Source organism: Streptomyces sp. NPDC046465 (genome assembly GCF_040646035.1).
Taxonomy (GTDB): Bacteria; Actinomycetota; Actinomycetes; order Streptomycetales; family Streptomycetaceae; genus Streptomyces.
On sequence record NZ_JBEYZK010000010.1, the window covers coordinates 111,861 to 137,388 of the forward strand.

The 25,528-nt window shown below is 72.5% G+C and carries 20 protein-coding genes; 14 read left to right on the plus strand and 6 right to left on the minus strand.

Annotated elements, in window-relative coordinates; translation table 11 throughout:
- Positions 1-78: 78 nt before the first annotated feature.
- The 7 genes from ABZ953_RS17250 to ABZ953_RS17280 all read left to right on the plus strand — a co-directional run bounded on the left by ABZ953_RS17250 (position 79) and on the right by ABZ953_RS17280 (position 8,532).
- Positions 79-1,311 (plus strand): uroporphyrinogen-III synthase, encoded by a 1,233-nt coding sequence (locus ABZ953_RS17250; protein ID WP_361723808.1) that lies wholly within the window; start codon positions 79-81, stop codon positions 1,309-1,311.
- 137 nt (positions 1,312-1,448) lie between these two features.
- Complete coding sequence (locus ABZ953_RS17255; RefSeq protein ID WP_361723811.1) at positions 1,449-2,042, plus strand: CGNR zinc finger domain-containing protein; 594 nt, start codon at positions 1,449-1,451, stop codon at positions 2,040-2,042.
- A 180-nt stretch (positions 2,043-2,222) separates the two neighbouring features.
- Positions 2,223-2,804 (plus strand): sigma-70 family RNA polymerase sigma factor, encoded by a 582-nt coding sequence (locus ABZ953_RS17260; RefSeq protein ID WP_361723814.1) that lies wholly within the window; start codon positions 2,223-2,225, stop codon positions 2,802-2,804.
- Complete coding sequence (locus ABZ953_RS17265) at positions 2,801-3,595, plus strand: zf-HC2 domain-containing protein (RefSeq protein ID WP_361723817.1); 795 nt, start codon at positions 2,801-2,803, stop codon at positions 3,593-3,595. Before ABZ953_RS17260 ends, ABZ953_RS17265 begins: the two co-directional genes overlap by 4 nt.
- Positions 3,596-3,703: 108 nt before the next feature.
- A complete protein-coding gene (locus ABZ953_RS17270) occupies positions 3,704-6,106 on the plus strand; it encodes a UvrD-helicase domain-containing protein (RefSeq protein WP_361723819.1) in 2,403 nt (800 codons plus the stop codon).
- A 415-nt stretch (positions 6,107-6,521) separates the two neighbouring features.
- Positions 6,522-7,952, plus strand: a complete 1,431-nt coding sequence (locus ABZ953_RS17275) for an NAD-dependent malic enzyme (protein WP_361723822.1) — start codon at positions 6,522-6,524, stop codon at positions 7,950-7,952.
- Between the two features lie 298 nt (positions 7,953-8,250).
- Positions 8,251-8,532, plus strand: a complete 282-nt coding sequence (locus tag ABZ953_RS17280; protein ID WP_016645140.1) for an HU family DNA-binding protein — start codon at positions 8,251-8,253, stop codon at positions 8,530-8,532.
- A 72-nt stretch (positions 8,533-8,604) separates the two neighbouring features.
- Here the strand turns inward: ABZ953_RS17280 and murA are convergent, their stop codons facing one another.
- Positions 8,605-9,954 carry a UDP-N-acetylglucosamine 1-carboxyvinyltransferase gene (gene murA / locus ABZ953_RS17285; protein ID WP_361723825.1) on the minus strand — a complete coding sequence of 450 codons (1,350 nt, stop codon included), beginning with the start codon at positions 9,952-9,954 and terminating at the stop codon, positions 8,605-8,607.
- A gap of 256 nt (positions 9,955-10,210) precedes the next feature.
- Between murA and ABZ953_RS17290 the strand changes: the two genes are divergently transcribed.
- A complete protein-coding gene (locus ABZ953_RS17290) occupies positions 10,211-10,819 on the plus strand; it encodes a YqgE/AlgH family protein (protein WP_361723828.1) in 609 nt (202 codons plus the stop codon).
- Here the strand turns inward: ABZ953_RS17290 and ABZ953_RS17295 are convergent.
- A complete protein-coding gene (locus ABZ953_RS17295) occupies positions 10,792-11,736 on the minus strand; it encodes a LysR family transcriptional regulator (protein WP_361723831.1) in 945 nt (314 codons plus the stop codon). The two genes, ABZ953_RS17290 and ABZ953_RS17295, sit on opposite strands and share 28 nt — an antisense overlap.
- A gap of 100 nt (positions 11,737-11,836) precedes the next feature.
- On the opposite strand from ABZ953_RS17295, the gene ABZ953_RS17300 reads away from it, so the two are divergent.
- The 6 genes from ABZ953_RS17300 (at position 11,837) to ABZ953_RS17325 (ending at position 20,377) form a co-directional block, all read left to right on the plus strand.
- Entirely contained in the window at positions 11,837-13,042 is a 1,206-nt protein-coding gene (locus ABZ953_RS17300; RefSeq protein ID WP_361723834.1) for an MFS transporter, read from the plus strand.
- Between the two features lie 15 nt (positions 13,043-13,057).
- Positions 13,058-13,363 carry a DUF3039 domain-containing protein gene (locus ABZ953_RS17305; protein ID WP_361723837.1) on the plus strand — a complete coding sequence of 102 codons (306 nt, stop codon included), beginning with the start codon at positions 13,058-13,060 and terminating at the stop codon, positions 13,361-13,363.
- A gap of 120 nt (positions 13,364-13,483) precedes the next feature.
- Positions 13,484-15,109: a beta-N-acetylhexosaminidase gene (locus tag ABZ953_RS17310; protein WP_361723840.1), complete on the plus strand. Its 1,626-nt coding sequence runs from the start codon at positions 13,484-13,486 to the stop codon at positions 15,107-15,109.
- 278 nt (positions 15,110-15,387) lie between these two features.
- Complete coding sequence (locus ABZ953_RS17315) at positions 15,388-16,293, plus strand: FAD binding domain-containing protein (protein WP_361723843.1); 906 nt, start codon at positions 15,388-15,390, stop codon at positions 16,291-16,293.
- Entirely contained in the window at positions 16,290-18,080 is a 1,791-nt protein-coding gene (locus ABZ953_RS17320) for a (2Fe-2S)-binding protein (RefSeq protein ID WP_361723846.1), read from the plus strand. Before ABZ953_RS17315 ends, ABZ953_RS17320 begins: the two co-directional genes overlap by 4 nt.
- Positions 18,077-20,377 carry a molybdopterin cofactor-binding domain-containing protein gene (locus ABZ953_RS17325; RefSeq protein WP_361723849.1) on the plus strand — a complete coding sequence of 767 codons (2,301 nt, stop codon included), beginning with the start codon at positions 18,077-18,079 and terminating at the stop codon, positions 20,375-20,377. The genes ABZ953_RS17320 and ABZ953_RS17325 overlap by 4 nt, the downstream gene beginning before the upstream one ends.
- A 66-nt stretch (positions 20,378-20,443) precedes the next feature.
- Here ABZ953_RS17325 and ABZ953_RS17330 read toward each other — a convergent pair whose 3' ends face one another.
- The 4 genes from ABZ953_RS17330 to ABZ953_RS17345 all read right to left on the minus strand — a co-directional run bounded on the left by ABZ953_RS17330 (position 20,444) and on the right by ABZ953_RS17345 (position 25,343).
- On the minus strand, positions 20,444-21,115 hold the full coding sequence (locus ABZ953_RS17330) for a hypothetical protein (RefSeq protein ID WP_361723852.1): 672 nt from the start codon (positions 21,113-21,115) through the stop codon (positions 20,444-20,446).
- Entirely contained in the window at positions 21,112-21,699 is a 588-nt protein-coding gene (locus ABZ953_RS17335; protein WP_361723855.1) for a sigma-70 family RNA polymerase sigma factor, read from the minus strand. The genes ABZ953_RS17330 and ABZ953_RS17335 overlap by 4 nt, the downstream gene beginning before the upstream one ends.
- The gene (locus ABZ953_RS17340; RefSeq protein WP_361723858.1) at positions 21,696-21,935 is read right to left on the minus strand and encodes a hypothetical protein; all 240 of its coding nucleotides are present in this window, start codon (positions 21,933-21,935) and stop codon (positions 21,696-21,698) included. Before ABZ953_RS17340 ends, ABZ953_RS17335 begins: the two co-directional genes overlap by 4 nt.
- A gap of 156 nt (positions 21,936-22,091) precedes the next feature.
- Positions 22,092-25,343, minus strand: a complete 3,252-nt coding sequence (locus ABZ953_RS17345; RefSeq protein ID WP_361724341.1) for a S8 family serine peptidase — start codon at positions 25,341-25,343, stop codon at positions 22,092-22,094.
- Positions 25,344-25,528: the final 185 nt, after the last annotated feature.

Consider the following 25,528-nt stretch of genomic DNA (forward strand, 5'->3'; position numbering starts at 1 on the left):
TTGACAGGCTCGGTCGTCCGCCGCCCACGAGCCACGAGCGGAACGAGAGTCACGAGCGGGACGAGACGAGACAGATATATGCACGACATCGACGCCGACACCTCAGCGCACGACGCCGACACCTCAGCGCACGCCACCCCCACCCCCCACTCCCCCCTCGCCGGTTTCACCGTAGGCGTGACCGCCGCCCGGCGCGCCGACGAGCTCGGCACGCTGCTCACGCGGCGCGGCGCCACCGTGCTGCACGCCCCCGCGCTCCGCATCGTTCAGCTCGCTGACGACAGTGAACTCCTCACCGCCACCAAGGAGTTGATCGACCACGCGCCGGACGTCGTCATCGCCACCACCGCCATCGGGTTCCGCGGCTGGGTCGAGGCCGCCGACGGCTGGGGGTGCGGGGAGGCGCTGATCCGCTGTCTGCGCGGCGTCGAACTGCTCGCCCGCGGGCCGAAGGTGAAGGGCGCCGTGCGCGCCGCGGGGCTCACCGAGGACTGGTCGCCGTCGTCCGAGTCCATGGCGGAGGTTCTCGACCGGCTGCTCGGCGAGGGCGTCGCGGGGCGGCGTGTCGCCCTGCAACTGCACGGGGAGCCGCTGCCCGGCTTCGTCGAGGCGCTGCGGGCCGGAGGCGCGGAGGTCGTCCTCGTGCCCGTCTACCGATGGCTGCCGCCGGAGGACCTCACCCCCGTGGACCGGCTTCTCGACGCGGCCGTCGGGCGCGGACTCGACGCGCTCACGTTCACCAGCGCGCCCGCCGCCGCGTCGCTGCTCGCCCGCGCCGAGGAGCGGGGCATGACGGCCGAGCTCCTCGCCGCCCTGCGCCACGACGTGCTCGTCGCCTGCGTGGGGCCCGTCACCGCGCTGCCGCTGCAGTCCCTCGGCGTGGACACCGTGCAGCCCGAACGCTTCCGGCTCGGCCCGCTCGTACAGGTGCTGTGCAGGGAACTGCCTGGCCGGGCGCGGGCGTTGCCCATCGGTGGGCGCCGCGTCGAGATCCGCGGGCACGCCGTCCTGGTCGACGACGAGCTGCGCCCCGTACCGCCCGCGGGCATGGCGCTGCTGCGTGCCCTCGCCCGGCGCCCCGGCTGGGTGGTGGCCCGCGCCGAACTGCTGCGCGCGCTGCCCGGCGCGGGGCGCGACGAGCACGCGGTGGAGTCCGCGATGGCCCGGCTGCGCGCGGCGCTCGGGGAGCCGAAGCTGATCCAGACGGTCGTCAAGCGGGGCTACCGGCTCGCGATCGACCCGGCCACCGGGTCGAAGTACACGGGCACGGAAACGGACACGGACACGGACGCCGACACCGACGCGGAATGAGCGCGAAGGGGTACGGCGGGCACGCGGCTTTCCGGGGCAACCTGGTACGCCGGGTTCCGGACCTGCCCGGGGAAGGGCACTGTAGGGGTACGCAACGGCATTCCCTCACCGGTGACCCCCAAGGCGGTGACAGACGCATGGCGTTGGGCACGGCCCCGGCCCCGTACGAGCTGCGATTCGACTCCGGGCGGAGCTGCCTGGACCTCGTGGCGACGAACCACCCCATGGAACGGCTCTACTCCGTGGAGAGACTGCGCGCCTGGCTCGCGGGCGCCGGTCTCGTCCCGCCGGGCGCCCCGCTGCCCGGCGCGGGACCGCAGTGGCTCGCGGCCTTCCGTGAACTGCGGGGCCACACCGCCCAGTTGGTGCAGGGCGAGATCGAGCACAGGCCCGCCGTCACCGCCGCAGCGCTCGACCGCGTCAACGCGCTGGCGGCCGCCGCGCCCCCGGCCCCCTGCGCCGTGCGCGCCCCCGACGGCACCCTGGTCCGCGTGCTGCGCGGCGACCCCGGCTGCGCGGGGCTCGTGGCCGCCGTCGCGCGGGACGCCGTCGACCTGCTCACCGACCCGGTGGCCCGCGCGCTGCTCCGCCAGTGCGAGGGCGACAACTGCCCCCTCGTCTACCTCGACACCTCCCGCGGCCGCCGTCGCCGCTGGTGCTCCAGCGAGGTGTGCGGCAACCGCGAACGGGTGGCCAGACACCGCCGAAGGGCCGCGCTCGCCCGTACGTGAGCGGGGCCCCGGGCGACGCAGCGGGACAGGTGGGGCGGGTGAGCTCAAAGACACGGGTGAGCTCAAAGACACGGGTGAGCTCACGGGCAAGAACGTACGCGGATGTTGAACGCCCGCCGCCCCCCGTACGTACCTCCGACGTGAGACCCGCCCGACCGCGCCAAAGCGCGGACACCGGAGGTGCGCGTGCGCAAGGATTCCGCCGTGGCCGATGAGCGCCCACAGCCGCACCGGCATCGCCTCGGCCGGCCCCCGGGCCCGGACGAGGAGCTGATGCGCGCCCTCTACCGAGAGCACGCGGGGCCCCTCCTCGCGTATGTGCTCCGGCTGGTGGCGGGGGACCGGCAGCGCGCCGAGGACGTCGTGCAGGAGACGCTCATCCGTGCCTGGAAGAACGCCGGTCAGCTCAACCGGGCGACCGGTTCGGTACGCCCCTGGCTGGTGACGGTCGCCCGGCGCATCGTCATCGACGGTCACCGCAGCCGGCAGGCCCGGCCGCAGGAGGTCGACCCGTCGCCACTGGAGGTCATTCCCGCGGAGGACGAGATCGACAGGGCGCTGTGGCTGATGACTCTCTCGGACGCACTGGAGGACCTGACTCCCGCGCACCGGGAGGTACTTGTCGAAACCTATTTCAAAGGGCGTACGGTCAATGAGGCGGCCCAGACGCTGGGTATACCCAGCGGGACGGTGCGTTCACGGGTGTTCTACGCACTTCGCTCGATGAAGCTGGCGCTCGAGGAGCGGGGGGTGACGACATGACCGGGTCCTACGGCCACCACGACGCGCGCAGGGACGACGAACTCCACGAGAGCGCCGGTGCCTACGCCCTCGGGATCCTGGACCAGGCGGACGCCACGCGGTTCGAGGAGCACCTCGCCGGGTGCGGCGGCTGCCGACAGCAGTTGGAGGAGTTCTCCGGCATGGAGCCGATGCTGGCGGCGCTCGCGGCGGGTTCGCCCGGCGTACCGGCGCCCGCCGAGCAGCTCGGCACCCGGCCGAGCCCCCGCCTCGCCGAACGCCTCGCCGACGAGGTCGCGGGCCACCGCGAGCACCGGCGCAGGCGCGGCCTCTACCTGGTCGCCGCGGCGGCCGTACTGATCGTCGGCGGCCCGCTCACCGTTCTCGCGCTGACCGGCGACGGCGGCGGCGGCTCGAAGGACGCGGTGGCCGACCCGCACCCCACCAGCCCCGCCGAGGACGCCTTCTTCCACCACATGTCGCGGAAGTCGCGCGCCACGGACCCGTCGACCAAGGTCAGCGCCACGGTCGGCACGGAGGAGAAGGCGTGGGGCACGCACACCGTCCTGGAGCTGAAGAACGTCAAAGGGCCGCTCAAGTGCTCGCTGATCGCGGTCGGCAAGGACGGCGAGAAGGAGACGGTCACCAGCTGGTCGGTGCCCGAGTGGGGGTACGGCATCAAGGACAGTCCGAACAAATGGGCACGCAGCCCGCTGTACGTCCACGGGGGCGCCGCCATGGACCGCAACGACATCGACCACTTCGAGGTGACCACTTTCGACGGCAAGCGCCTGGTCGAGGTGGATGTGTAGCGCACGACAAGTGCACAGGAGGGGCCCCTTTCGCCTAAGGTGGACGGCTGCTCGTACGGGCAGCAGCACGGTGCGAAAGGGGCCTCGGTGGCCGACGTCAACGCAGTAATGCCGTCAGGCACACGCGACCACGAGATCAGCGTCGAACAGGACCATCTCGACCAGGTCTACCGGCGCCTCGAAGAGAAGATCCACGAGGCCGAGTTCCTGATGAACGACGCCGCCAAGCGCTCCCAGGTCGGTACGCCGGGTGCGCTCGCCGAGCGCGACGCGCAGGTCTTCCGGGCGGGTGTTCATCTCAACCGGCTCAACAACGAGTTCGAGGACTTCCTCTTCGGCCGTATCGACCTGCTCCAGGGCAAGGACGGCAAGAAGGGCCCCGACGGCGCCTACACGGCCGTGGAGCCCGCCGACGGCGCCGTCCGGGAGGACGAGAGCGGCAAGCACGCGGACATCGCCGAGACGCTGCACATCGGCCGTATCGGCGTCCTCGACGCGGACTACTCCCCGCTGGTCATCGACTGGCGCGCGCCCGCCGCCGCGCCCTTCTACCGCTCGACCCCCGTCGACCCGGGCCGTGTCGTGCGCCGCCGCGTCATCCGCTCCAAGGGCCGTACGGTCCTCGGCGTCGAGGACGACCTGATGCGCCCGGAGCTCACCGCCCGCCTCGACGGCGAGGAGCTCCCGGTGATCGGCGACGGCGCCCTGATGGCCGCGCTCGGCCAGGCCCGCAGCCACTCGATGCGGGACATCGTGGCGTCGATCCAGGCCGAGCAGGACATGGTGATCCGGGCGCCCGCCGCGTCGGTGACGTACGTGGAGGGCGGCCCCGGCACCGGCAAGACGGCGGTGGCCCTGCACCGCGCCGCGTACCTGCTCTACCAGGACCGCCGCCGGTACGCGGGCGGCATCCTCATCGTCTCCCCGACCCCGCTCCTGGTCGCCTACACGGAGGGCGTGCTCCCGTCCCTCGGCGAGGAGGGCCAGGTCGCGATCCGCGCGGTCGGCTCGCTGGTCGACGGGGTGGAGGCCGATGTCTACGACTCCCCGGCGGTGGCCCGCGTCAAGGGTTCGTCCCGGATGCTGCACGTGCTGCGGAAGGCGGCGCGGGGCGCGCTGGAGGGCTGGTCGGGGCCTGCCCCGCGGGAGCGTTCGCGACAGCCGGAGGGCCAGCTCTCCTTCGGCGACGCGGGCGACGGGGACGACGCGGGCGATGAGGGTGACGAGGGAGGCACCGGAACCGTTACGGGGCAGGCTCACGGAGCCCCCACCCGCCTCCGCGTCGTCGCCTTCGGGCGCCGCCTCGAACTCGACGCGGGCCACCTGAACCGCATCCGCCGCAACGCCCTCGGCGGCACCGCCCCCGTCAACCTCCTGCGCCCGCGCGCCCGCAAGCTCCTCCTGGACGCCCTGTGGTCCCAGTCGGGCTCGGCGGGCCGCCACACGGACCCCGAGCTCGCCGCCGAGCTCCGCTCCTCCTTCGACGAGGACGTCTCGTCCGAGGACGACTTCATCCACTTCCTCGATGCCTGGTGGCCGGAGCTCACCCCGCGCGGGGTGCTCGCCGCGATGGGCGACGAGCGGCGCCTCGGCCGCTGGGCCCGCCGCGTCCTGAACCCCGGCGAGGTCCGCAAGGTCGCCCGCTCCCTCAAGCGCGACGCCCTGTCCGTGCACGACGTGGCGCTCCTCGACGAGCTGCAGGCGATCCTCGGCACCCCGCACCGGCCGAGGAAGAAGCGCGAGCTCGACCCGCTCGACCTGCTCACCGGCCTCGAAGAGCTGATGCCGCAGCGCGAGGAGTCCCAGCGCGAGCGCGCCGAGCGCCTCGCGGCGGAGCGCACCGAGTACGCCCACGTCATCGTCGACGAGGCGCAGGACCTCACCCCCATGCAGTGGCGGATGGTGGGCCGCCGCGGTCGGCACGCCACCTGGACGGTCGTCGGCGACCCGGCCCAGTCGTCCTGGTCGGATCCGGACGAGGCGGCCGAGGCCCGCGACGAGGCGCTCGGCAGCCGCCCGCGCCGCCGCTTCACGCTCACCGTCAACTACCGCAACCCGGCCGAGATCGCGGAGGTCGCCGCCCGGGTCCTCGCGCTGGCCATGCCGGGCTCCGAGTCCCCGTCGGCCGTGCGTTCGACCGGCGTGCGGCCGCGCTTCTGTGCCGTACGGGACGGGGATCTCGCCGCGTCGGTGCGGGAGGAGGCGGCCCGGCTCCTGGAGCGGGTCGACGGCACGGTCGGCGTCGTCGTGGCCATGAACCGGCGCGAGCAGGCGGCCCGCTGGCTCGCGGGGCTCGGTGGGAGGGTCGTGGCGCTCGGCAGTCTGGAGGCCAAGGGTCTGGAGTACGACGCGACGCTCGTCGTCTCGCCCGCGGAGATCGCCGACGAGTCCCCGGCGGGCCTGCGCGTCCTGTACGTGGCGCTGACGCGGGCGACGCAGCAGCTCACGGTCCTGTCGGGGGAGCGGGACGAGCCGGACGCGGACGGGGTCGCGGATCTGCTCCGGGACTGATCCGGGCCGGTCGGGGGAGCGGCTCCGTGGCCCGGTCGCGGAGCCGCCGCGAGATTGACCTGAGCGGCTTCGCGGGACGGGAATTGCCTTACGGGGATCGTTTGTTACCTTGGATGTGGCACCGGCCCGATCCAAGCCCCCGGGCCCAACCTTCGTCGCTACGAGCGACCACTTGCCGCGAGGCGAGCATGGCGGGTCGGTGTCACTAACGTACGAGAGAGGCCCACGTCACCGAGTGACGTGGGCCTCTTTCTGTTTCGTTCAACTTCTCGTATGGTGGAAACCAGTTTCCAAAAATGCAGCGCACTGGCCGGTGAACAAAACGTTCTCAATCCGGGGCGGCTACCACGTACTCGGCGGTAGGTGCGACCATCGGACGGCAAGAGCTACAAGGTGAAAGCAGAGGAAGTCGGCCATGGCAACGGCGCCCAGCGTCTCCTACTCGATGACGGTCCGACTGGAGGTGCCCGCGAGCGGAACCGCGGTCTCCCAGCTCACCACGGCCGTCGAGGCATCCGGGGGCTCGGTCACCGGCCTCGACGTGACGGCCTCCGGCCACGAGATGCTGCGGATCGACGTGACGATCGCGGCGTCCTCCACCACGCACGCCGACGAGATCGTCGAGCAGCTGCGCACGATCGAGGGCGTCACCCTCGGCAAGGTCTCCGACCGTACGTTCCTGATGCACCTCGGCGGCAAGATCGAGATGGCGTCCAAGCACCCCATCAGGAACCGTGACGACCTCTCCATGATCTACACCCCGGGCGTCGCCCGGGTCTGCATGGCGATCGCCGAGAACCCCGAGGACGCGCGCCGCCTCACGATCAAGCGTAATTCCGTTGCGGTCGTAACGGACGGGTCGGCCGTGCTCGGTCTCGGCAACATCGGCCCGAAGGCCGCGCTGCCCGTCATGGAGGGCAAGGCGGCCCTCTTCAAGCGCTTCGCGGGCATCGACGCCTGGCCGCTCTGCCTGGACACCCAGGACACCGACGCCATCGTCGAGATCGTCAAGGCCATCGCCCCCGGCTTCGCGGGCATCAACCTGGAGGACATCTCGGCGCCCCGCTGCTTCGAGATCGAGGCCCGGCTGCGCGAGGCCCTCGACATCCCGGTCTTCCACGACGACCAGCACGGCACGGCCATCGTCGTCCTCGCCGCGCTGACCAACGCCCTGCGCGTGGTCAGCAAGAACATCGGTGACGTGCGCGTCGTCATGTCGGGCGCGGGCGCGGCCGGCACGGCCATCCTCAAGCTGCTGCTCGCCGCCGGCGTCAAGAACGCCGTCGTGGCCGACATCCACGGTGTCGTGCACGCCGACCGCGAGGACCTGGTCTCCCACGAGGCGGACTCGCCGCTGCGCTGGATCGCCGACAACACCAACCCCGAGGGCCTCACCGGCACCCTCAAGGAGGCCGTCGTCGGCGCCGACGTCTTCATCGGCGTGTCGGCCCCGAACGTGCTCAACGGCGACGACGTCGCGGCCATGGCCGAAGGTGCCATCGTGTTCGCGCTCGCGAACCCGGACCCCGAGGTCGACCCGGCAATCGCTCGCCAGACGGCGGCAGTTGTGGCCACCGGACGCTCGGACTTCCCGAACCAGATCAACAACGTCCTGGTCTTCCCCGGCGTCTTCCGCGGCCTCCTGGACGCCCAGTCGCGCACGGTCAACACCGAGATGATGCTGGCCGCCGCGGGCGCCCTCGCGGACGTCGTGGCCGAGGACGAGCTGAACCGGAACTACATCATCCCCAGCGTCTTCAACGACAAGGTCGCGGGCGCCGTGGCCGGTGCCGTGCGCACCGCCGCGAAGGCCGCGGGAGCCGCTGTGACGGGTGCCACGGCCTGACGCCCACGGCGCGTCGCAGAACCCGGGCCGGAAAGGCCCCTCTAGGGTGGCTTGGCAGCAAGCCCCCCGGCCCCCGCCATTCAGGGGCGGCGGAAGCTTTTCGTGTGACCCCCCAGGGCGCCGGATTGGCTTTCCCGCCGCAGGTGGGGGCAGGATGCGTAATCGGGCGCGAGGGTCTGACGTCAGACCCGGGTCCGGGGACTGTCCGAGGACCCTGGCAGCATCGTCTTCGCTGTGCCCATCATGCGGCCCTGCCGCGTGGCACGCCTCAACGGCAAAAGAACACGGGAGTACAAACATGAACCGCAGTGAGCTGGTGGCCGCGCTGGCCGACCGCGCAGAGGTGACCCGCAAGGACGCCGACGCCGTGCTGGCCGCGTTCGCCGAGACCGTCGGCGAGATCGTTGCCAAGGGCGACGAGAAGGTCACCATCCCCGGCTTCCTGACCTTCGAGCGCACCCACCGTGCCGCTCGCACCGCCCGCAACCCGCAGACCGGTGAGCCGATCAACATCCCGGCCGGTTACAGCGTCAAGGTTTCGGCTGGTTCCAAGCTGAAGGAAGCGGCGAAGGGCAAGTAGCCCCGAGCAGCCGAAGAGGGGCGGTCACCCGGTTGGGTGGCCGCCCCTCTTCGTGTGTCGGGCTTTCTCTCCCTAGCCGAGCGCCGCCTTGCCCGGGAGTTCGACCTTCGCGCCGAGCTCCTGGAGCTTCTCCATGAAGTTCTCGTAGCCGCGGTTGATCAGGTCGATGCCGTGGACGCGGGACGTGCCCTGCGCCGCGAGGGCCGCGATGAGGTACGAGAAGCCGCCGCGGAGGTCGGGGATGACCAGATCGGCGCCCTGCAGCTTCGTGGGGCCGCTGACGACCGCCGAGTGCAGGAAGTTGCGCTGGCCGAAGCGGCAGTCGGAGCCGCCGAGGCACTCGCGGTAGAGCTGGATGTGCGCGCCCATCTGGTTGAGCGCGGAGGTGAAGCCGAGGCGCGACTCGTAGACCGTCTCGTGGACGATGGAGAGGCCCGCGGCCTGCGTCAGGGCCACGACGAGCGGCTGCTGCCAGTCCGTCTGGAAACCGGGGTGCACGTCCGTCTCCAGGGCGATCGCGTTGAGCGAGCCGCCCGGGTGCCAGAAGCGGATGCCCTCGTCGTCGATCTCGAAGGCACCGCCCACCTTCCGGTAGGTGTTCAGGAACGTCATCATCGAGCGCTGCTGGGCGCCGCGGACGTAGACGTTGCCTTCGGTCGCCAGGGCCGCGGAAGCCCACGAGGCGGCCTCCAGGCGGTCCGAGAGGGCGTGGTGGGTGTAGCCGCCGAGGCTGTCGACACCGGTGACCCTTATGGTCCTGTCGGTGTCCATGGCGATGATCGCGCCCATTTTCTGCAGGACGCAGATCAGGTCCTCGATCTCCGGCTCGACCGCGGCGTTCGAGAGCTCGGTCACACCCTCCGCGAGGACGGCGGTGAGCAGCACCTGCTCGGTGGCGCCGACGGAGGGGTACGGGAGCTTGATCTTCGTGCCGCGGAGCCGCTGCGGGGCCTCCAGGTACTGGCCGCCCTCGCGCTTCTCGATGGTCGCGCCGAACTGGCGGAGCACCTCGAAGTGGAAGTCGATCGGCCGGCCGCCGATGTCGCAGCCGCCGAGACCGGGGATGAAGGCGTGGCCGAGCCGGTGCAGCAGGGGGCCGCAGAAGAGGATCGGAATGCGCGACGAGCCCGCGTGGGCGTCGATGTCGGCGACATTCGCGCTCTCGACGTGCGACGGGTCCATGATGAGCTCGCCCGGCTCCTCACCGGGGCGGACCGTCACGCCGTGCAGCTGCAGCAGGCCGCGTACGACGCGGACGTCCCGGATGTCGGGGACATTGCGCAGCCGGCTCGGAGCGCTGCCGAGCAGCGCGGCGACCATGGCCTTTGGCACGAGGTTCTTCGCGCCGCGGACACGGATCTCGCCCTCCAGCGGGGTTCCGCCATGGACAAGCAGTACGTCTTCGGTGCCGGTGACGGTCATGAATCTCGCGTTCCGATTGGATGGACAGGGGGACCAAAGGGCCAAGCGTAATGGCCGTGTACCCCCCTTCCGTAAGGCCAAGGGCGTGCACAACGGGTCAGGAGTTCGCGACAATACGAACCGTGCGGAACCGGGCACTCCGGGTCACTGCCCTTTCCGGGCGCTCGACCTGCCCCTTCGGCCCCTGAGCTGCATCCGAGCCGCATTCACTCCGGTATGCGTATTGGCTCCCCGCGCAGGGCAAAGATGCGGGATCATGTGCACCATGACCGAGGTGTCCTCGCTCACAGGGCGGCTGCTCGTGGCCACACCGGCCCTGGCGGACCCCAACTTCGACCGCGCGGTGGTGCTGCTCCTCGACCACGACGAGGAGGGCTCGCTCGGCGTGGTCCTGAACCGCCCGACCCCGGTGGAGGTGGCCGACATCCTGGAGGGCTGGGGAGACCTGGCGGGCGCGCCGGGCGTCGTCTTCCAGGGCGGACCCGTCTCGCTGGACTCGGCGCTCGGGATCGCGGTGATCCCCGGCGACGAGAAAGCCGCGCAGGGCGCCCTCTCGCGCGCGAGAGGTGAGGACCCCGTCGGATTCCGGCGCGTGCACGGCGCGATCGGACTCGTCGACCTGGAAGCCCCGCCGGAGCTCCTCGCCGCGGCCCTCGGCTCCCTGCGGATCTTCGCGGGCTATTCGGGCTGGGGACCGGGCCAGCTGGAGGACGAGCTGGTGGACGGCGCCTGGTACGTGGTCGAGTCCGAGCCCGGCGACGTCTCGTCCCCGGACCCCGAGCGGCTGTGGCGCGCGGTGCTCAGGCGCCAGCGCAGCGATCTCGCGATGGTCGCCACCTATCCGGACGACGCGTCGCTGAACTGATCGGCGCTGAACTGATCGGCCTCCCGGAGGTACCGCTCGGCCAGCGGATGGGCGTCCCGCGCGGGGACGGCCAGGTGCACGGCGACGGGCGGGGCGTTCTTCAGGCGTACGTGGCGCAGGGCGGGGTGGGAGTGCCTGCGGGCCACCGGCTCGGGGGCCACGCCGATCCCGTGCCCCGCCGCGACCGCCTCCAGCCACTCGTCGAAGTTGTCGGCGGTGCAGGCGAGGCGGGGGCGGCGGGCGGCGGGCCACAGGTCGGGGCGGGTCGTGCCGGTGACGGTGTTCACGACCAGGGGGAACTCCGCGAGCTCCGACCAGTCCACGACGCGGCGGCCCGCGAGCTCCGCGGCGCCGCGCGCGACGACCGCGATGCGCGGCTCGTGCAGCAGCAGCCGGGTGCGGGCCGCGGCGCCGGACGGCGGGTCGCCCCGGACGACCGCGACGTCGCACGCGCCCGACGCGAGCCCGGCCAGGGGCGCGTCGCGCCGCACGAGACGCACGCCCGCACCGGTCGCCGCCTTGAAGGCGGCGGTGAGGCCGACGCAGGCCTCGGGCAGTACGGAGGTGAAGCCGAGCCGGAGCAGGGGCGGCTCGGCGCGGGTCGCGCGCAGGGCGGCGTCGAGGCGGGTGAGGAGCGGGGCGAGGTCGTCGCGCAGCCGGTGGCCCGCCTCCGTGAGGGTGACGCGGCGCGTGGTGCGCTCCAGGAGCCGGGTGCCGACGGCCTCCTCCAGGGCGCGCACGGTCCGGGTGAGCGCGGGCTGGCCGATGCGGAGCCGGTCGGCGGCGTGCGTGAAGCTCAGCTCGTCGGCGACGGCGGCGAATCCCCGTAGGTGGCGCAGCTCGACGGCGTCGAGGAGCGGTGCCGGGGCGCCTTGCGGGGCGTATTCGTGGTCCGCCGGGGCGCGTTCTTGATCCATGCCGCCTCAGCATAAATGGGCGCCGGGGGCATTTCCCCCGGGATGCGGAGGCTCCCTACGTTTCCTTCTCCAGACGGAACGGACGAGGGAGCTGAGTGGCGTGCGCAAGGTGTGGCTGCTGATGTTGGGGGCTTTCACATTGGGGCTCGATGCCTATGTGATGGCCGGACTGCTGCCGGTCGTGGCCGAGGATCTGGGGACGACCGTGTCCCTCGCGGGGCAGATGGTCACCGTCTTCACCCTCGCCTACGCGGTGAGCGCGCCCCTCGTCGCGGGGATGGCCTCAGGCGTACGCCCCCGCGCACTCATCATCGGCGCGCTCGGTGTCTTCACCCTCGGCAACGCCCTGACCGCGCTCGCGCCCGGCCTCGCGGTGCTGCTCCTGTCCCGGGCCGTCGCGGGCGCGGGTGCGGGCGTCTACTCCGCGCTGTCCACCGCGGCCGCCGCCGCCCTCGTGCCCCGGGAGCGGCGCGGCCGCGCGCTCGCCCTGGTGATGGGCGGCATGAGCTCGGGCACGGTGCTCGGGGTGCCGATCGGTGTGCTGCTCGCCGAGCGCGCCGGGTGGCGCGCCACGATGTGGGGCGTGACCGGGCTCGGGGCGCTCGCCCTCGCGGGGCTCGCCGTGTGGCTGCCGACCGTGCCCGCCGACCCGCCGGTGCCCGCGCGGGCCAGGCTCGCCGCGCTCACCGACCGGGGTGTCCTCCCCGTCGTCGGCGTCTCCTTCCTCGGCGCCATCGCGAGCCTCGGCCTGTACACGTACCTCGCGCCGGTCCTCGAATCGGCGGGCGGCGTGGGGGAGGGCGACATCGCCCCCTACCTCTGGGCCTGGGGCATCGGCGGAGTCATCGGGAGCGTCCTCGCGGGCCCGCTCGTGGACCGTACGGGCAAGGCGGTCGCCCTGGTCGGCGGGCTCATGGCGGCCCTGGCCCTCGCCATCGGCGCGCTCCCGCTGCTCGGCGCCGCCGCCTTCCCCGCGCTCGTCCTGTGGGGCGCCGCGGGCTGGGCGCTCCAAGTCCCGCAGCAGCACCGCCTCCTGGCCCTGCGCGCCGAGCGCGGCACGGTCGCCCTCGCGCTCAACAACTCCGCGCTCTATCTCGGCAGCGCGGTCGGCTCCGCGGTGGCCGGGCTCGCCCTCTCCGCGGGGCTCGCGCCGCGCGATCTGCCGTGGGCGGCGGCCGCGGTGGCGGGGGCGGGGCTCGTGCTGCACCTGTGCGCCACGCGGGGCGGACGGGGCGGGCGAGGCAGGTGGGGCGGGCGCGGTCCCGGCCGTCGTGAGCCTGCCGCTGCCGGGGCGCGGCGCGCGTGAGTACCCTTGGCGCTTATGAGCACTCTAGAGCCCGAGCCCGAGCGCGGGGCAGGTACGGGGACCCTCGTAGAGCCGACGCCGCAGGTGTCGCACGGTGACGGCGACCACGAGCGCTATGCGCACTACGTCCAGAAGGACAAGATCATGGCGAGCGCGCTCGACGGCACGCCCGTCGTCGCGCTCTGCGGCAAGGTGTGGGTCCCCGGCCGCGATCCGAAGAAGTACCCCGTCTGTCCCATGTGCAAGGAGATCTACGAGTCCATGAGCGCCGGAGGCGACAAGGACAAGGGCGGCAAGGACGGCAAGGGCGGCAACAAGTAATCCCTTTCGGTCCCCTGTGGGGGCCTTTCGGTCTCCTGCGAGACCTCTTCGCCCGAGGGGCGTTGCGCCTGCCGCAACGCCCCTTTTGCGTTGTGCAATCGCGTGACAGCCTACGGTTTCATGACCTTTGAGCACCTCATCCCGGCGCCCGCACGCGCCGAGGCCACGCAGAGCTCCTCCTTCGTCATCGACGCCTCCACCACCCTCCACGGCGGTCCCGGCACCGAGTCCACCGAACGGTGGCTGCGCGCCGCGCTCGGCCCCGCGCTCGGCCTGCCGCTCCCCGGCGGCACCGAGGGCGCGGCCAACTCCCTCTCCCTGCGCGTCGACGACTCCCTGGAGCCGGAGGCATACCGGCTCACCATCGACAGCGACCGCGTCGAGATCCGGGGCGGTGCGAGCGCCGGTGTCTTCTGGGGTGCTCAGACGCTGCGCCAGCTCCTCGGCCCCGACGCGTACCGCCGCTCGCAGCTGCGGCCCGGCGCCGAGCACACCGTCCCCGCGGGCGTCATCGAGGACGCCCCCCGCTTCGGCTGGCGCGGCATGATGCTCGACGTGTCACGGCACTTCATGCCGAAGGACGGCGTCCTGCGCTACCTCGACCTGCTCGCCGCGCACAAGCTCAACGTCTTCCACTTCCACCTCACCGACGACCAGGGCTGGCGCGTGGAGATCAAGCGCCACCCGAAGCTCACCGAGGTCGGCTCGTGGCGGGCCCGCTCCAAGTGGGGCCACCGCGCCTCGCCCCTCTGGGAGGAGCGCCCGCACGGCGGTCACTACACGCAGGACGACATCCGCGAGATCGTCGCGTACGCCGACTCCCTGCATATCGCCGTCGTCCCGGAGATCGACCTGCCGGGCCACTCGCAGGCCGCCATCAGCGCGTACCCGCACCTCGGCAACGCCGACGTCATCGACACCGAGGCGCTCACCGTCTGGGACACCTGGGGCGTCAGCCCGAACGTCCTCGCCCCGACGGAGGACGTACTCCGCTTCTACGAAGGGGTCTTCGAGGAGATCATCGACCTCTTCCCCTCCACCTTCATCCACGTGGGCGGCGACGAGTGCCCCAAGGACCAGTGGAAGGCGTCGGCCACCGCGCAGGCCCGCATCAAGGAACTGGGCGTCGACGGCGAGGACGGCCTGCAGAGCTGGTTCATCCGGCACTTCGACAGCTGGCTCACCGCCCGCGGCCGCCGGCTCATCGGCTGGGACGAGATCCTGGAGGGCGGCCTCGCCGAAGGCGCGACCGTGGCGTCCTGGCGCGGCTACCGGGGCGGTGTCGCCGCGGCCAAATCCGGCCACGACGTCGTCATGTGCCCCGAGCAGCAGGTGTACTTCGACCACCGGCAGCACGGCGGCCCCGACGAGCCGATGCCCATCGGCTTCATCCGCACCCTGGAGGACGTCTACCGCTTCGAGCCCATCCCCGCCGAGCTCACAGAGGACGAGGCGGCCCACGTCCTCGGCACCCAGGCCAACGTCTGGACCGAGGTGATGGAGCACCAGGAACGCGTCGACTACCAGGTGTTCCCGCGTCTCGCCGCGTTCTGCGAGGTGGCGTGGCGGAAGCTGCCCGCACCGGCCGAGCGGGACTTCGCGGAGTTCGAGCGCCGAATGGCCGCGCACTACCCGCGACTTGACGCACTGGGCGTCGACTACCGCCCGCCGAGCGGTCCTCTGCCGCGCCAGCAGCGTCCCGGCGTGCTCGGACGCCCGATCGAGGGGGCGCCCCCGAACGTGTGAGACACCCTCCGGCCGGGTGTTCCCGGCGGCCCGCGCCACGAGCGTGGGCCGCCGGGCCTCCGAAACCGGCACATCCCCCCGGACTATGGACGAATGCCTCCTAGCGGACCCCCGCGTCGGGGCCCTGCGAAGATGTGCCAGAGTTGCCACGTCCGGGTTGTGAGCACGTACCGTACGGCGGAACAGGCGTAACGGTGACACGTCGCGAAACGGCGAGCACTTCACATACACGTCGTACGTGGAGCAGGCGGCCGGACATCGGGAAGGGGCAGCCGGTTTTGAGCACGCACGCACCGCAGGCGGCACAGACACCGCATTCGGTGAAGCTGCCCGCCACGCTGGACGAGGCGGTGGCGGCGCTCACCGCCATGCCCGCCGCCGTGCCCGTCGCCGGCGGCACGGACCTGATGGCCTCGGTCAACTCGGGACAGCTTCGCCCCGCCGCCCTCGTCGGCCTCGGCCGCATCAGCGAGATCCGCGGCTGGCAGTACCAGGACGGCCACGCCCTGCTCGGCGCGGGCCTCACCCACGCCCGCATGGGCCGCCCCGACTTCGCCGCGCTGATCCCCGCCCTGGCCGCCGCCGCGCGCGCCGCGGGCCCGCCCCAGATCCGTAACGCGGGCACCCTCGGCGGCAACATCGCGTCGGCCGCGCCCACCGGTGACGCGCTGCCCGTCCTCGCCGCCCTCGAAGCCGTCCTGATCATCGCGGGACCCGGCGGCGCACGCCGTGACGTCCCCGTATCGCACCTCCTCGCCGGCCGGGAGATGCTCCGCCCCGGCGAGCTCATCGGCTTTGTGCGGGTACCGCTCCTGCACGCCCCCCAGGTCTTCCTCAAGGCGACCGGACGCACCGGCCCCGGCCGGGCGACGGCCTCCGTCGCGCTGGTCCTCGACCCGGCGCGCCGCGGCGTGCGCTGCGCGGTCGGCGCCATCGCGCCGATGCCGCTGCGGCCCCTGGAGGCCGAGGAGTGGGTCGCCTCCCTCATCGACTGGGACGGCGAGCGGGGCAGCCTCGTCCCGGAGGCGGTCACCGCCTTCGGCGAGTACGTCGCCACCGCCTGCATCCCCGAGCAGCCCCCGGCGGCCGACGGCACCGAACGCCCGCTGTCGCCCGCCGTACTGCACCTGCGGCGCACCGTCGCCGCGCTGGCCCGACGAGCACTGGGGAGGGCGCTGTCGTGAGCGACGACCAGAACACCCACAACGGCGGCGGCTGGCAGCCGCACCCGCAGGGCGAGTACGACTCCGACGCCACGGCGTTCGTGCAGCTCCCCGAGGGCATGCTGGACGCCCCGCTCGCCGCGCCGGGACACGGCTACGTGCCGCCGCAGATAACGGTCAGCCCCACCACCGCCGACGCCACCGACCCGGCGGCCACCGGCGCGTGGGTCATGCCGCCCGAGGTGACGGGAGCGCCCGGCGGCGGACGCGCGGTGCGCTGGCCCGAGGCGGGCACGGCCCACGAGCAGAGCCCCGGGCCGGAGAGCCACGGGTACGACCCGCGGGCGACCGGCCAGTGGAGCTTCCCCGAGGCGGAAGCGGCGCAGCCGCCGATGTACGGGCAGGGGCAGGGGTACGAGCAGGGGCAGGGGCAGGGGTACGAGCGGGACTACGGCCACCAGTACGAGCAGCAGCCGCAGCCGCACCAGCAGTCGCACCAGCCGCAGCACTCCGACGTCACCGGTCAGTGGTCTATCCCGGTCGCCGACGGCGATCTGCCGGACGAGTCGGGCGAGTTCACCGCCTCCTCGCTCGCTTCCCAGTGGGGCGGCACGCCCCCCGCGACCCTGCCGGGCGGCGCGCCCGCGCCGTGGGCGACGGGTGCGGGGGCCGGTGCGCCCTGGGGGGCGCAGGCGCAGGAAGCGCTGCTTGCGGCTCCGCCGGAGAGCGCTGTCCAGGAGTCCCTGGAGCCCCAAGAGCCCTCCGAGCCCGAAAGCCGGTTCGAGAAGACGCAGTTGCTGCGGGCGATCCGGTTGCCTTCCGAGGACGGGCCCGTTGAGGAACCCGTCGCGGAGGCTGAGCCTGCGGACGAGCCTGCCGAAGAGTACGTAGCCGAGATCACCGAGGCACCCGAGGCACCCGAGGCACCCGAGGCACCCGAGGTCGAAGAGGTCGACGAGGTCCCTGAGGCCGTAGAGACGGCAGAGGCCGAAGAAGTCGATGAGGCACCGGAGATCCCCGAGATCCCCGAGATCCCCGAGGCCCCCGAGCCCGCCGACGTCATCGTCGCAGCCGCCCTCGACGCCGACGACCCGGGCGAGCCCGCCCCCGTCCCCGCCCCCATGCCCACGCCCCTCCACGACGACCACCCCCTCGTCTCCTACGTCCTCCGCGTCAACGGCACCGACCGCCCCGTGACCGACGCCTGGATCGGCGAGTCCCTGCTCTACGTCCTGCGGGAGCGGCTCGGTCTCGCGGGTGCCAAGGACGGCTGCTCGCAGGGCGAGTGCGGGGCCTGCAACGTCCAGGTGGACGGTCGGCTCGTCGCGTCCTGCCTGGTTCCGGCCGCGACCACCGCGGGCAGCGAGGTCCGTACCGTCGAGGGCCTTGCCGAGGACGGCAGGCCGTCCGACGTGCAGCGCGCGCTCGCCGCGTGCGGCGCCGTGCAGTGCGGCTTCTGCGTACCGGGCATGGCCATGACCGTGCACGACCTCCTTGAGGGCAACCCCGCCCCCAGTGACCTGGAGGCCCGCCGCGCGCTGTGCGGCAACCTCTGCCGCTGCTCCGGCTACCGCGGTGTGCTCGACGCCGTGCAGGAGGTGGTCGCCGAGCGCGAGGCGACCGCGAACGCGGCGGAACCCGCCGCGCCCGCCGCGCCCGCCGCGCCTGCCGCGCCCGCCCCGCGCGCCCCGCAGGAGGAGCACGGCGGCACACCCCGCATCCCGCACCAGGCGGGCCCGTACGACGGACCCGGACCCGGACTCGAAGCACCGCAGGGCCCCTACGGCCAGGACGGAGGCCACGCGTGAGCACCGAAGCCACCACCACCGCGACGACGCCCGCCGCCCCGGAGGGGGCCGAGCCGCCGCACGGTGTCGGCTCGTCGCTGCCGTCCGCGGAGGCCCGGGTCAAGGCGGAGGGCACCTTCCCCTACGCGTCCGACCTGTGGGCCGAGGGCCTGCTCTGGGCGGCGGTGCTGCGCTCCCCGCACGCGCACGCCCGCATCGTCTCCATCGACACCAGCCACGCCCTGGAGATGCCGGGCGTGCACGCGGTCGTCACGCACGAGGACGTGCCGGGCGAGGCGCTGCACGGCCGCCGGACGGCCGACCGGCCGGTCTTCGCCTCCGATGTCGTACGCCACCACGGCGAGGCCATCGCCGCCGTCGCCGCCGACCACCCCGACACCGCGCGGATGGCCGCCGCCGCCGTCATCGTCGAGTACGAGGTCCTCGAACCGGTCACCGACCCGGAGAAGGCCTTCGAGGCCGAACCCCTGCACCCCGACGGCAACTTGATCCGGCACATCCCGCTGCGGCACGGCGACCCGGAGGCGGCGGGCGAGCTCGTCGTCGAGGGCCTGTACCGCATCGGCCGCCAGGACCCGGCGCCGATCGGCGCGGAGGCGGGCCTCGCCGTGCCGCGCCCCGACGGGGGAGTGGAGCTGTACATCGCCTCCACCGACCCGCACGCCGACCGCGACCGGGCCGCCGCCTGCTTCGGCATCGCCCCGGACCACGTGAAGGTCGTCGTCACGGGAGTGCCGGGCGCGACCGCCGACCGCGAGGACGCGAGCTTCCAACTCCCGCTCGGGCTCCTCGCGCTGCGGACCGGCTGCCCGGTGAAGCTCACCGCGACCCGCGAGGAGTCCTTCCTCGGCCACGCCCACCGCCACCCCACGCTCCTGCGCTACCGCCACCACGCGGACGCCGAGGGTCGCCTGGTCAAGGTCGAGGCGCAGATCCTGCTCGACGCGGGCGCGTACGCGGACACGTCGTCGGAGGCGCTGGCCGCGGCCGTCTCCTTCGCCTGCGGCCCGTACATCGTGCCGAACGCCTTCATCGAGGGCTGGGCGGTCCGTACGAACAACCCCCCGTCCGGCCACGTCCGGGGCGAGGGCGCCCTCCAGGTGTGCGCCGCGTACGAGGCCCAGATGGACAAGATCGCCAAGAAGCTGGGGGTCGACCCGGCGGAGCTGCGGCTGCGCAACGCCATGGCGACCGGCGACATCCTGCCCACCGGACAGACGGTGACCTGCCCCGCTCCGGTGGCCGAACTCCTCGCCGCCGTACGGGACTTCCCGCTGCCCGACCTGCCCAAGGACACCCCCGAGGACGAGTGGCTGCTGCCCGGCGGGCCCGAGGGTGCGGGTGACCCGGCCGCGGTGCGCCGCGGCGTCGGCTACGGCCTCGGCATGGTCCAGCTCCTGGGCGCCGAGGGCACGGACGAGGTCTCCACGGCCACGGTGAAGGTGCACGGCGGCACGGCGACGGTGATCTGCGCGGCCGTCGAGACCGGCCAGGGCTTCACCACGCTGGCCCGCCAGATCGTCCAGGAGACGCTGGGCATCGACGACGTGCGGGTCGCCCCCGTCGACACCGACCAGCCGCCTGCCGGGCCGAGCTGCCGCGGCCGTCACACGTGGGTGTCGGGCGGCGCGGTCGAGCGGGCCGCGAAGATGGTCCGCACGCAGCTCCTCCAGCCGCTGGCCCACAAGTTCGGAATGTCCACCGAGCTGTTGCAGATCACCGACGGCAAGATCACCTCGTACGACGGTGTGCTCTCCACGACCGTCACCGAGGCCCTGGAGGGCAAGGAACTGTGGGCCACGGCCCAGTGCCGCCCCCATCCGACCGAGCCGCTCGACGAGGCCGGGCAGGGTGACGCCTTCGTCGGCATGGCGTTCTGCGCGATCCGCGCGGTCGTGGACGTCGACATCGAGATCGGTTCCGTACGGGTCGTGGAGCTGGCCGTCGCCCAGGACGTGGGCCGCATCCTCAACCCCGCCCAGCTGCGGTCCCGCATCGAGGCGGGCGTCACGCAGGGCGTGGGCGCGGCGCTCACGGAGAACCTCCGCACCCCGCGCGGCATCGTCCGCCACCCCGACCTGACCGGGTACGCGCTGCCGACGGCCCTGGACACCCCCGACATCCGCATCGTGAAGCTGGTCGAGGAGCGGGACGTCGTGGCCCCCTTCGGCGCGAAGGCGGCCAGCGCGGCCCCGGTCGTGACGTCCCCCGCGGCCATCGCCTCGGCGGTCCGCGCGGCGACGGGCCGCCCGGTCAACCGCCTGCCGATCCGCCCGCAGGCGGCCGTCGCGACGTGACGCGCGCCCGCCCGGCCCCGGCCCCCGGTCCACGAGTGCGACCGGGAGCGGGGGAGGCGACGGCGCCTAGCGCCGCGTACCCGTGGCCGACGCCTCGCTCGCCTCGGCCCCGGATCTGCCCGTGCCGGTCGGCGCCTCGAAGGACTCCAGGGCTTCCAGTACGTCCTGGACGCGGGTGATCTCGGAGTTGATGTCCTCGCGGCGCCGCGTCAGCAGGTCGAGCTCCCGATGGACCTCCTGCAGCTTCTCGTTTGCCGAGACGGTTGCCCGCCGGATATCGGCGCACTCGGCGTGCGCCTCTTCGAGCATGACCTCCCTCTTCCGCTCGACCGCCGCGAGCAGTTGCTCGGCCTTCTTCAGCGCCGCGTCCCGGATCGCCGCGGCCTCGTTCTCGGCAGGTGCCGGGGACGGCCGGTCGATATTTATGTCCTTGTCGACATCCTTGTCGACGTCCCGGTCGCAGAGGACGTCTTCAAGGACACGTTCGGCGCTGGTCACGTCGTACCGGCTCGCCGTCTCCAGCCAGTGCAGTGCCGTCCCGCGGGCCCCCTGGGCCAGGTGCTCCATGCCCAGTTCGTACGCGGAGAGGCCGATCTCCACTCGCTCGGCCGCACGTGCGAGTGCGTCGAGCTCGTGGGCGGGCGCGCGGTCGAGGTCGGCCATGACCGCGTCGAAGCCCGCGGCGAGCTCCCTCCGCGTCGGGGCCTCGTGGTCGTGCAGTTCACGGTTGCGCTTCACTTGCCCACCTCCTGGCGCTCGGCGGGGGTCGCCGGCCGGTAGGAGTCCAAGCAGGGTGTGCGGTTCAGTCTGTCCAGCGCCCGCCGCAGCAGCCGCTTGACCCCGTCTGCTGTGACGCCCATCATCTCGGCGGCCTCGGCGACCGTGAGGTCGTCGACGAAACGCAGATGGAGCGCCTCGCGCTGCCGCTGGGTCAGCGTGGCGAGCGCCTTCTCCAGGTCCACCCTGCGGTCGGCGTCGTGCCGGCCGTCGGACCCGGTCTCCATGCAGTGGGCCAGCGTCGTCAGGTCCTCGCCCTCCATGGGGGCCGGAAGTCTGCCGCGCCGCTCGCAGAAGTCCCTCGCCTTGTTCTTGGCGATGGCGAAGAGCACGCCCACCGGTTTCTGCCACGGGCCGCGCCGCCGCAGTCCCACGAAGTACGCCTTCCAGGCCTCCTGGCAGACGTCCTGCGCCTGTTCGGCGTCCCCGATGCGGCGGGCCACGAACGTCAGGAGCTTGGGCTGCTGCCTGTCGTAGAAGGCGCGGGCATCGGTGGCCCCGGCGGCCCCGTCGCCCCCGTCGTCGGGTGGCCCGCCGCCGCTCATTCGCGGTCCAGGTCGAGGGACCACTGGTCGCCGCGCATCTCCTGGCGCACCCGAGCGGGGCCGCCGCCCGCCGAGAAGGCCTTGGCGATCTCGGCCATCGCCCGGCGCCGCTCCCTGGCCTGGGCGACCCGGCCACGGACCACCGTCGCGCAGAGCCCCGCCAGTGCGGCCACCGCGGCAGCGGCCTCGCCGGGGCCCACCGATTCCAGCACGTGGAACCACCATCCTCGTCTCACGCCGAACTCCGTCACCCCATACGTCCGTCGGCGCACCAGAAACGGGTACTACCCGTACGGGTTTCTTTTCACGGGCGCGCGGCCCGCCGGAACGGAGGTTCCGACGGGCCGCGCGGGGTGGGACAGGGGTGGGGCAGGTGCGGAGCAGGCGCAGGACTACTTGCCGCGGTACGCGTCGTACACGGACAGCGTCGACTTGTTGCCGTCCTTGTCCGTGATCCTGGCGCGCAGGGCGACGCCCTTGCCCCTCGCCGGGTTCTTCACGGCGACCTTTCCGTCCCGGACCCGCGTCTTCTGCCAGGTCCTGCCGCCGTCGTAGGAGGCGTACACGGTAAGGGACTTGAGGTTGCCGGTGCCTGCCGCCGAGCCCTGGACCTTCACCGGGAAGGACTGGGTGGCGCCCGCGGGGGCGCGGCCCGTCAGGTCGAGCTTCGGGGTGAAGCGGGCGGTGGAGGCGGGGAGCCGGACCTCCGCCGAGCCGACGTTCCTGGAGCGGAACGTCCAGCTCGCGTCGACCCGCGACGAGGTCGCGGCCACCTTCGCATCGCGCCGCACGGAGGCCGTCAGGCGGTACTCGGCGTCCTGCGCCGGGACCGTGAAGGTTTCGGAGCCGGTCACCGGGTCGTCGTTCTCGGCGATCTTCGTGCCGTCGCGGTACAGGGCCGACTTCGCCGAGGAGTACGCGCTCCAGCCCCGGTGTCCCTTGCCGTCGGCGACGACGGGCAGTCGGCCGCCGATCCTGTCGCCCTCGCGGAAGAGGCCCATGCCCTTGCCGAGGGCGGGGCCGAAGACGCCGGTGTTGAACGTCCTGGCGTACGTACGGCCCGCCTTGAAGGTCCCGGGGGCCATCGAGTACGAGCCCTCAAGGACCGGGTCGCCGTCCGCGTCCTTGTCGCCGTACTGCTGGAAGTCGACGCCCCACAGGGTGCCGTCGAGCGCGGAGACGTGCACGGTCTGGGTGCGCGGCAGCTTCTGCGCGGGCAGGATCGGCGAGATGCCGCCCGCAAGGGGCAGGTACCCGGCGACGCCCAGGGAGCCCGAGCGGCCGGGCGACGAGGCGCCCATGCCGACCTTCAGGGTGGCGAAGTCGCCGCGCTTCAGGTGCCGCGTGTAGCCGGTCGCGAGCTTCTTGACGCTGCCGCCGATCAGCATGTCGTAGCGGGTGTTCGCGCCCTTCAGCCAGGTGCCGAGCCACTGCTGGCCGAGGCCTTCGGAGACCTTCGGACCGAGGTGGGCGGTGCGCATGCTCTGGAAGGAGGTGACGTTGAGGGCGCCGAGCTCGTACCCCTGGTAGGTGTACCGGCCGTCCATGAAGGTCAGCTTGGCGGCCGGGTCGGGGCCTGTGATGTCGACCGGCTTCGCCGTGCGGGCGTCGACGGTCACCGTCATGTCCTTGTCGACGGCCAGCTTCGGCCCGGCGAGCCAGTCGACGCCCTTGTCACCGTCCTCGGGGTCGACGTAGATCGCCGAGTCGAGCAGGTAACTGCCCTTGGCGACCCGGGCCTTGAAGGTTCCTGCCGAGCCGTCCGGGAAGAGGTTGAGGCCCTTGTCGGCCCCGGTGAGCGCCGAGAACGACGAGGAGTGGTTCTCGGCGGCCCGGCCGTCGCGGCCGATGAACTTCAGCGTGACGTCGTACCGCTCGATCTCGCGCTCGATCACGGCGGCGGTGCGTACGGACTGGTTCCCGCCGTTCGCCACGACGTACGCGGAGTACGTGCCGTCGAGCGTGCCGCCGGTCCTGGTGTCGGCGGTGAGGTCGACGGAGGCGGTGCCGCCCGCGGGGACGGTGAGCTTGTCCGCGCCGAGGGTGAAGGCTCTGGCGGGGGCCGGACGGCCCTTCGGGTCGGTGGCGGTCACCGTCAGGTCGAGGGTGACGTCGTCCTTGCCGAGGTTGCGGTACGTCACCTTCTTGGTGACCGGCTTGTCGTCGGTGTGCGGCCACGGCTGCGTGCCGAAGCTCACCGACACCGGGTCGGCGATGACGGTCTGCTCAATGGCCTTGTCGACCGCGATGCGACCCGAACCCTGCTGGAACGGCGCGTAGTCGCCCGCCTTGGTGGAGCCGGTGAGGGCGCCCTTGAGCTCGGGCTGCTTCCAGTCGGGGTGCTGCTGCTTGAGCAGGGCGGCGGCGCCCGCGACGTGCGGGGAGGCCATCGACGTACCGGAGATCGTCAGATAGCCCTCGGGGTTCTGGCCGACCTCCTTCTCGATGACGGAGCCGGGCGCGGCGGCGGCCGTGATGTCCACGCCGGGCGCGGTCACGTCGGGCTTGATCGCACCGTCGCCGACGCGCGGACCCTGGCTGGAGAAGTCCGCGAGCTTGTCGTTGTCGTCGACCGCGCCGACGGTCAGGGCGGCGTCCGCGCTGCCGGGCGAGCCGACGGAACCGGGCCTGCCGTCGTTGCCCGCCGAGATGGCGAAGAGGATGCCCTTGTCCTTGGACAACTTGTCGACGGCGGCTTCGAGCGGGTCGGTGCCGGGGGCGTCGCCGCCGCCGAGGCTGAGGTTGACGACATCGGCACCTTCGGCCGCCGCCCACTCCATGCCCGCGACGATCCCGGAGTCGTCGCCGAATCCGTCGTCGTCGAGGACCTTGCCGTTGAGGAGCTTGGCGCCGGGGGCGACGCCCTTGAACTTGCCGCCGGACTTGGCGCCCGTACCGGCCGCGATGGACGCGACGTGGGTGCCGTGGCCGTAGCGGTCCTTCGTGTCGGGGGAGCCGGAGAAGTTCTTCTCGGCGACGACTTGCCCCTTGAGGTCGGGGTGGGTGGCGTCGACGCCCGTGTCGAGCACGGCGATCCTGACGCCCTTGCCGTCGTACCCCGCGTCCCACGCCTTGTCGGCGCCGATCTGCTTGACGCTCTTGTCGAGGGTGGCCTTACGGCTGCCGTCGAGCCAGACGCGATCGATGTCCTTCTGCCCGGAGCCGTCGGTCAGGGCCTTCCACAGGTCGCCCGCGTCCCGCTGCGGGGTGGTGACGGCGTCGGCGTTGAGGGTCTTGAGGGACCTGCGGACGGTGGTGTCACCGGCGCCCCGGACGCTTGCCTTGGCGCGGGCGGCGACCCCCTCATAACCGACGATGACCTTCAGACCCTTTTCCTGGGCCGTGCGGTTGCGCTTCTTGTTCAACTCCGTGACGTCGAACAGCCGTTGATCGACCCGACCGTCGGATATCAGGCGTTGGGCATCCGCTGAGAGTACGAGGGTGTGGCCGCTCGGCGAGCGGAGCGTACGGACGGGGACGCGCTCGCGCCCCTCGGCCGGGGCGAAGCCCGTGACGCGCCCTTCTGCGTCGACGGTGACGTGGTCGCCGGTGATGAGGGTGAGCCGGTGGTGCGGCGTGCCCTGCGTGCCGCTGCTCTGCGTTCCGGCCGTCGCTGGGCTGGTCATGCCCGCCGTGAGGGCCATGGCGGCGGCCGTGGCGACGGTCGCCGCGCATGCTCTCTTCACGTGGTCGCGCAAGTTTCCTCCCTGGAACGGCGTGTCACCGTGTGGAATCTGTGAACTCGTGTGACACGAGTCCTGTTCCGGGAGTATGTCGGTGCAACTAGGCGTATTCCGAGGCCTGTTACAGGAACCAAACGTGAAGTGAG

Excerpts from the sequence above, each read along its gene's own strand:
- ABZ953_RS17250 (WP_361723808.1), top strand. The coding sequence starts at position 79 with ATGCACGACATCGACGCCGACACCTCAGCGCACGACGCCGACACCTCA.
- ABZ953_RS17255 (WP_361723811.1), top strand. The coding sequence starts at position 1,449 with ATGGCGTTGGGCACGGCCCCGGCCCCGTACGAGCTGCGATTCGACTCC.
- ABZ953_RS17265 (WP_361723817.1), top strand. The coding sequence starts at position 2,801 with ATGACCGGGTCCTACGGCCACCACGACGCGCGCAGGGACGACGAACTC.
- ABZ953_RS17270 (WP_361723819.1), top strand. The coding sequence starts at position 3,704 with ATGCCGTCAGGCACACGCGACCACGAGATCAGCGTCGAACAGGACCAT.
- ABZ953_RS17275 (WP_361723822.1), top strand. The coding sequence starts at position 6,522 with ATGGCAACGGCGCCCAGCGTCTCCTACTCGATGACGGTCCGACTGGAG.
- ABZ953_RS17280 (WP_016645140.1), top strand. The coding sequence starts at position 8,251 with ATGAACCGCAGTGAGCTGGTGGCCGCGCTGGCCGACCGCGCAGAGGTG.
- murA (WP_361723825.1), bottom strand. The coding sequence starts at position 9,954 with ATGACCGTCACCGGCACCGAAGACGTACTGCTTGTCCATGGCGGAACC.
- ABZ953_RS17290 (WP_361723828.1), top strand. The coding sequence starts at position 10,211 with ATGTGCACCATGACCGAGGTGTCCTCGCTCACAGGGCGGCTGCTCGTG.
- ABZ953_RS17295 (WP_361723831.1), bottom strand. The coding sequence starts at position 11,736 with ATGGATCAAGAACGCGCCCCGGCGGACCACGAATACGCCCCGCAAGGC.
- ABZ953_RS17305 (WP_361723837.1), top strand. The coding sequence starts at position 13,058 with ATGAGCACTCTAGAGCCCGAGCCCGAGCGCGGGGCAGGTACGGGGACC.
- ABZ953_RS17310 (WP_361723840.1), top strand. The coding sequence starts at position 13,484 with ATGACCTTTGAGCACCTCATCCCGGCGCCCGCACGCGCCGAGGCCACG.
- ABZ953_RS17335 (WP_361723855.1), bottom strand. The coding sequence starts at position 21,699 with ATGAGCGGCGGCGGGCCACCCGACGACGGGGGCGACGGGGCCGCCGGG.
- ABZ953_RS17345 (WP_361724341.1), bottom strand. The coding sequence starts at position 25,343 with ATGGCCCTCACGGCGGGCATGACCAGCCCAGCGACGGCCGGAACGCAG.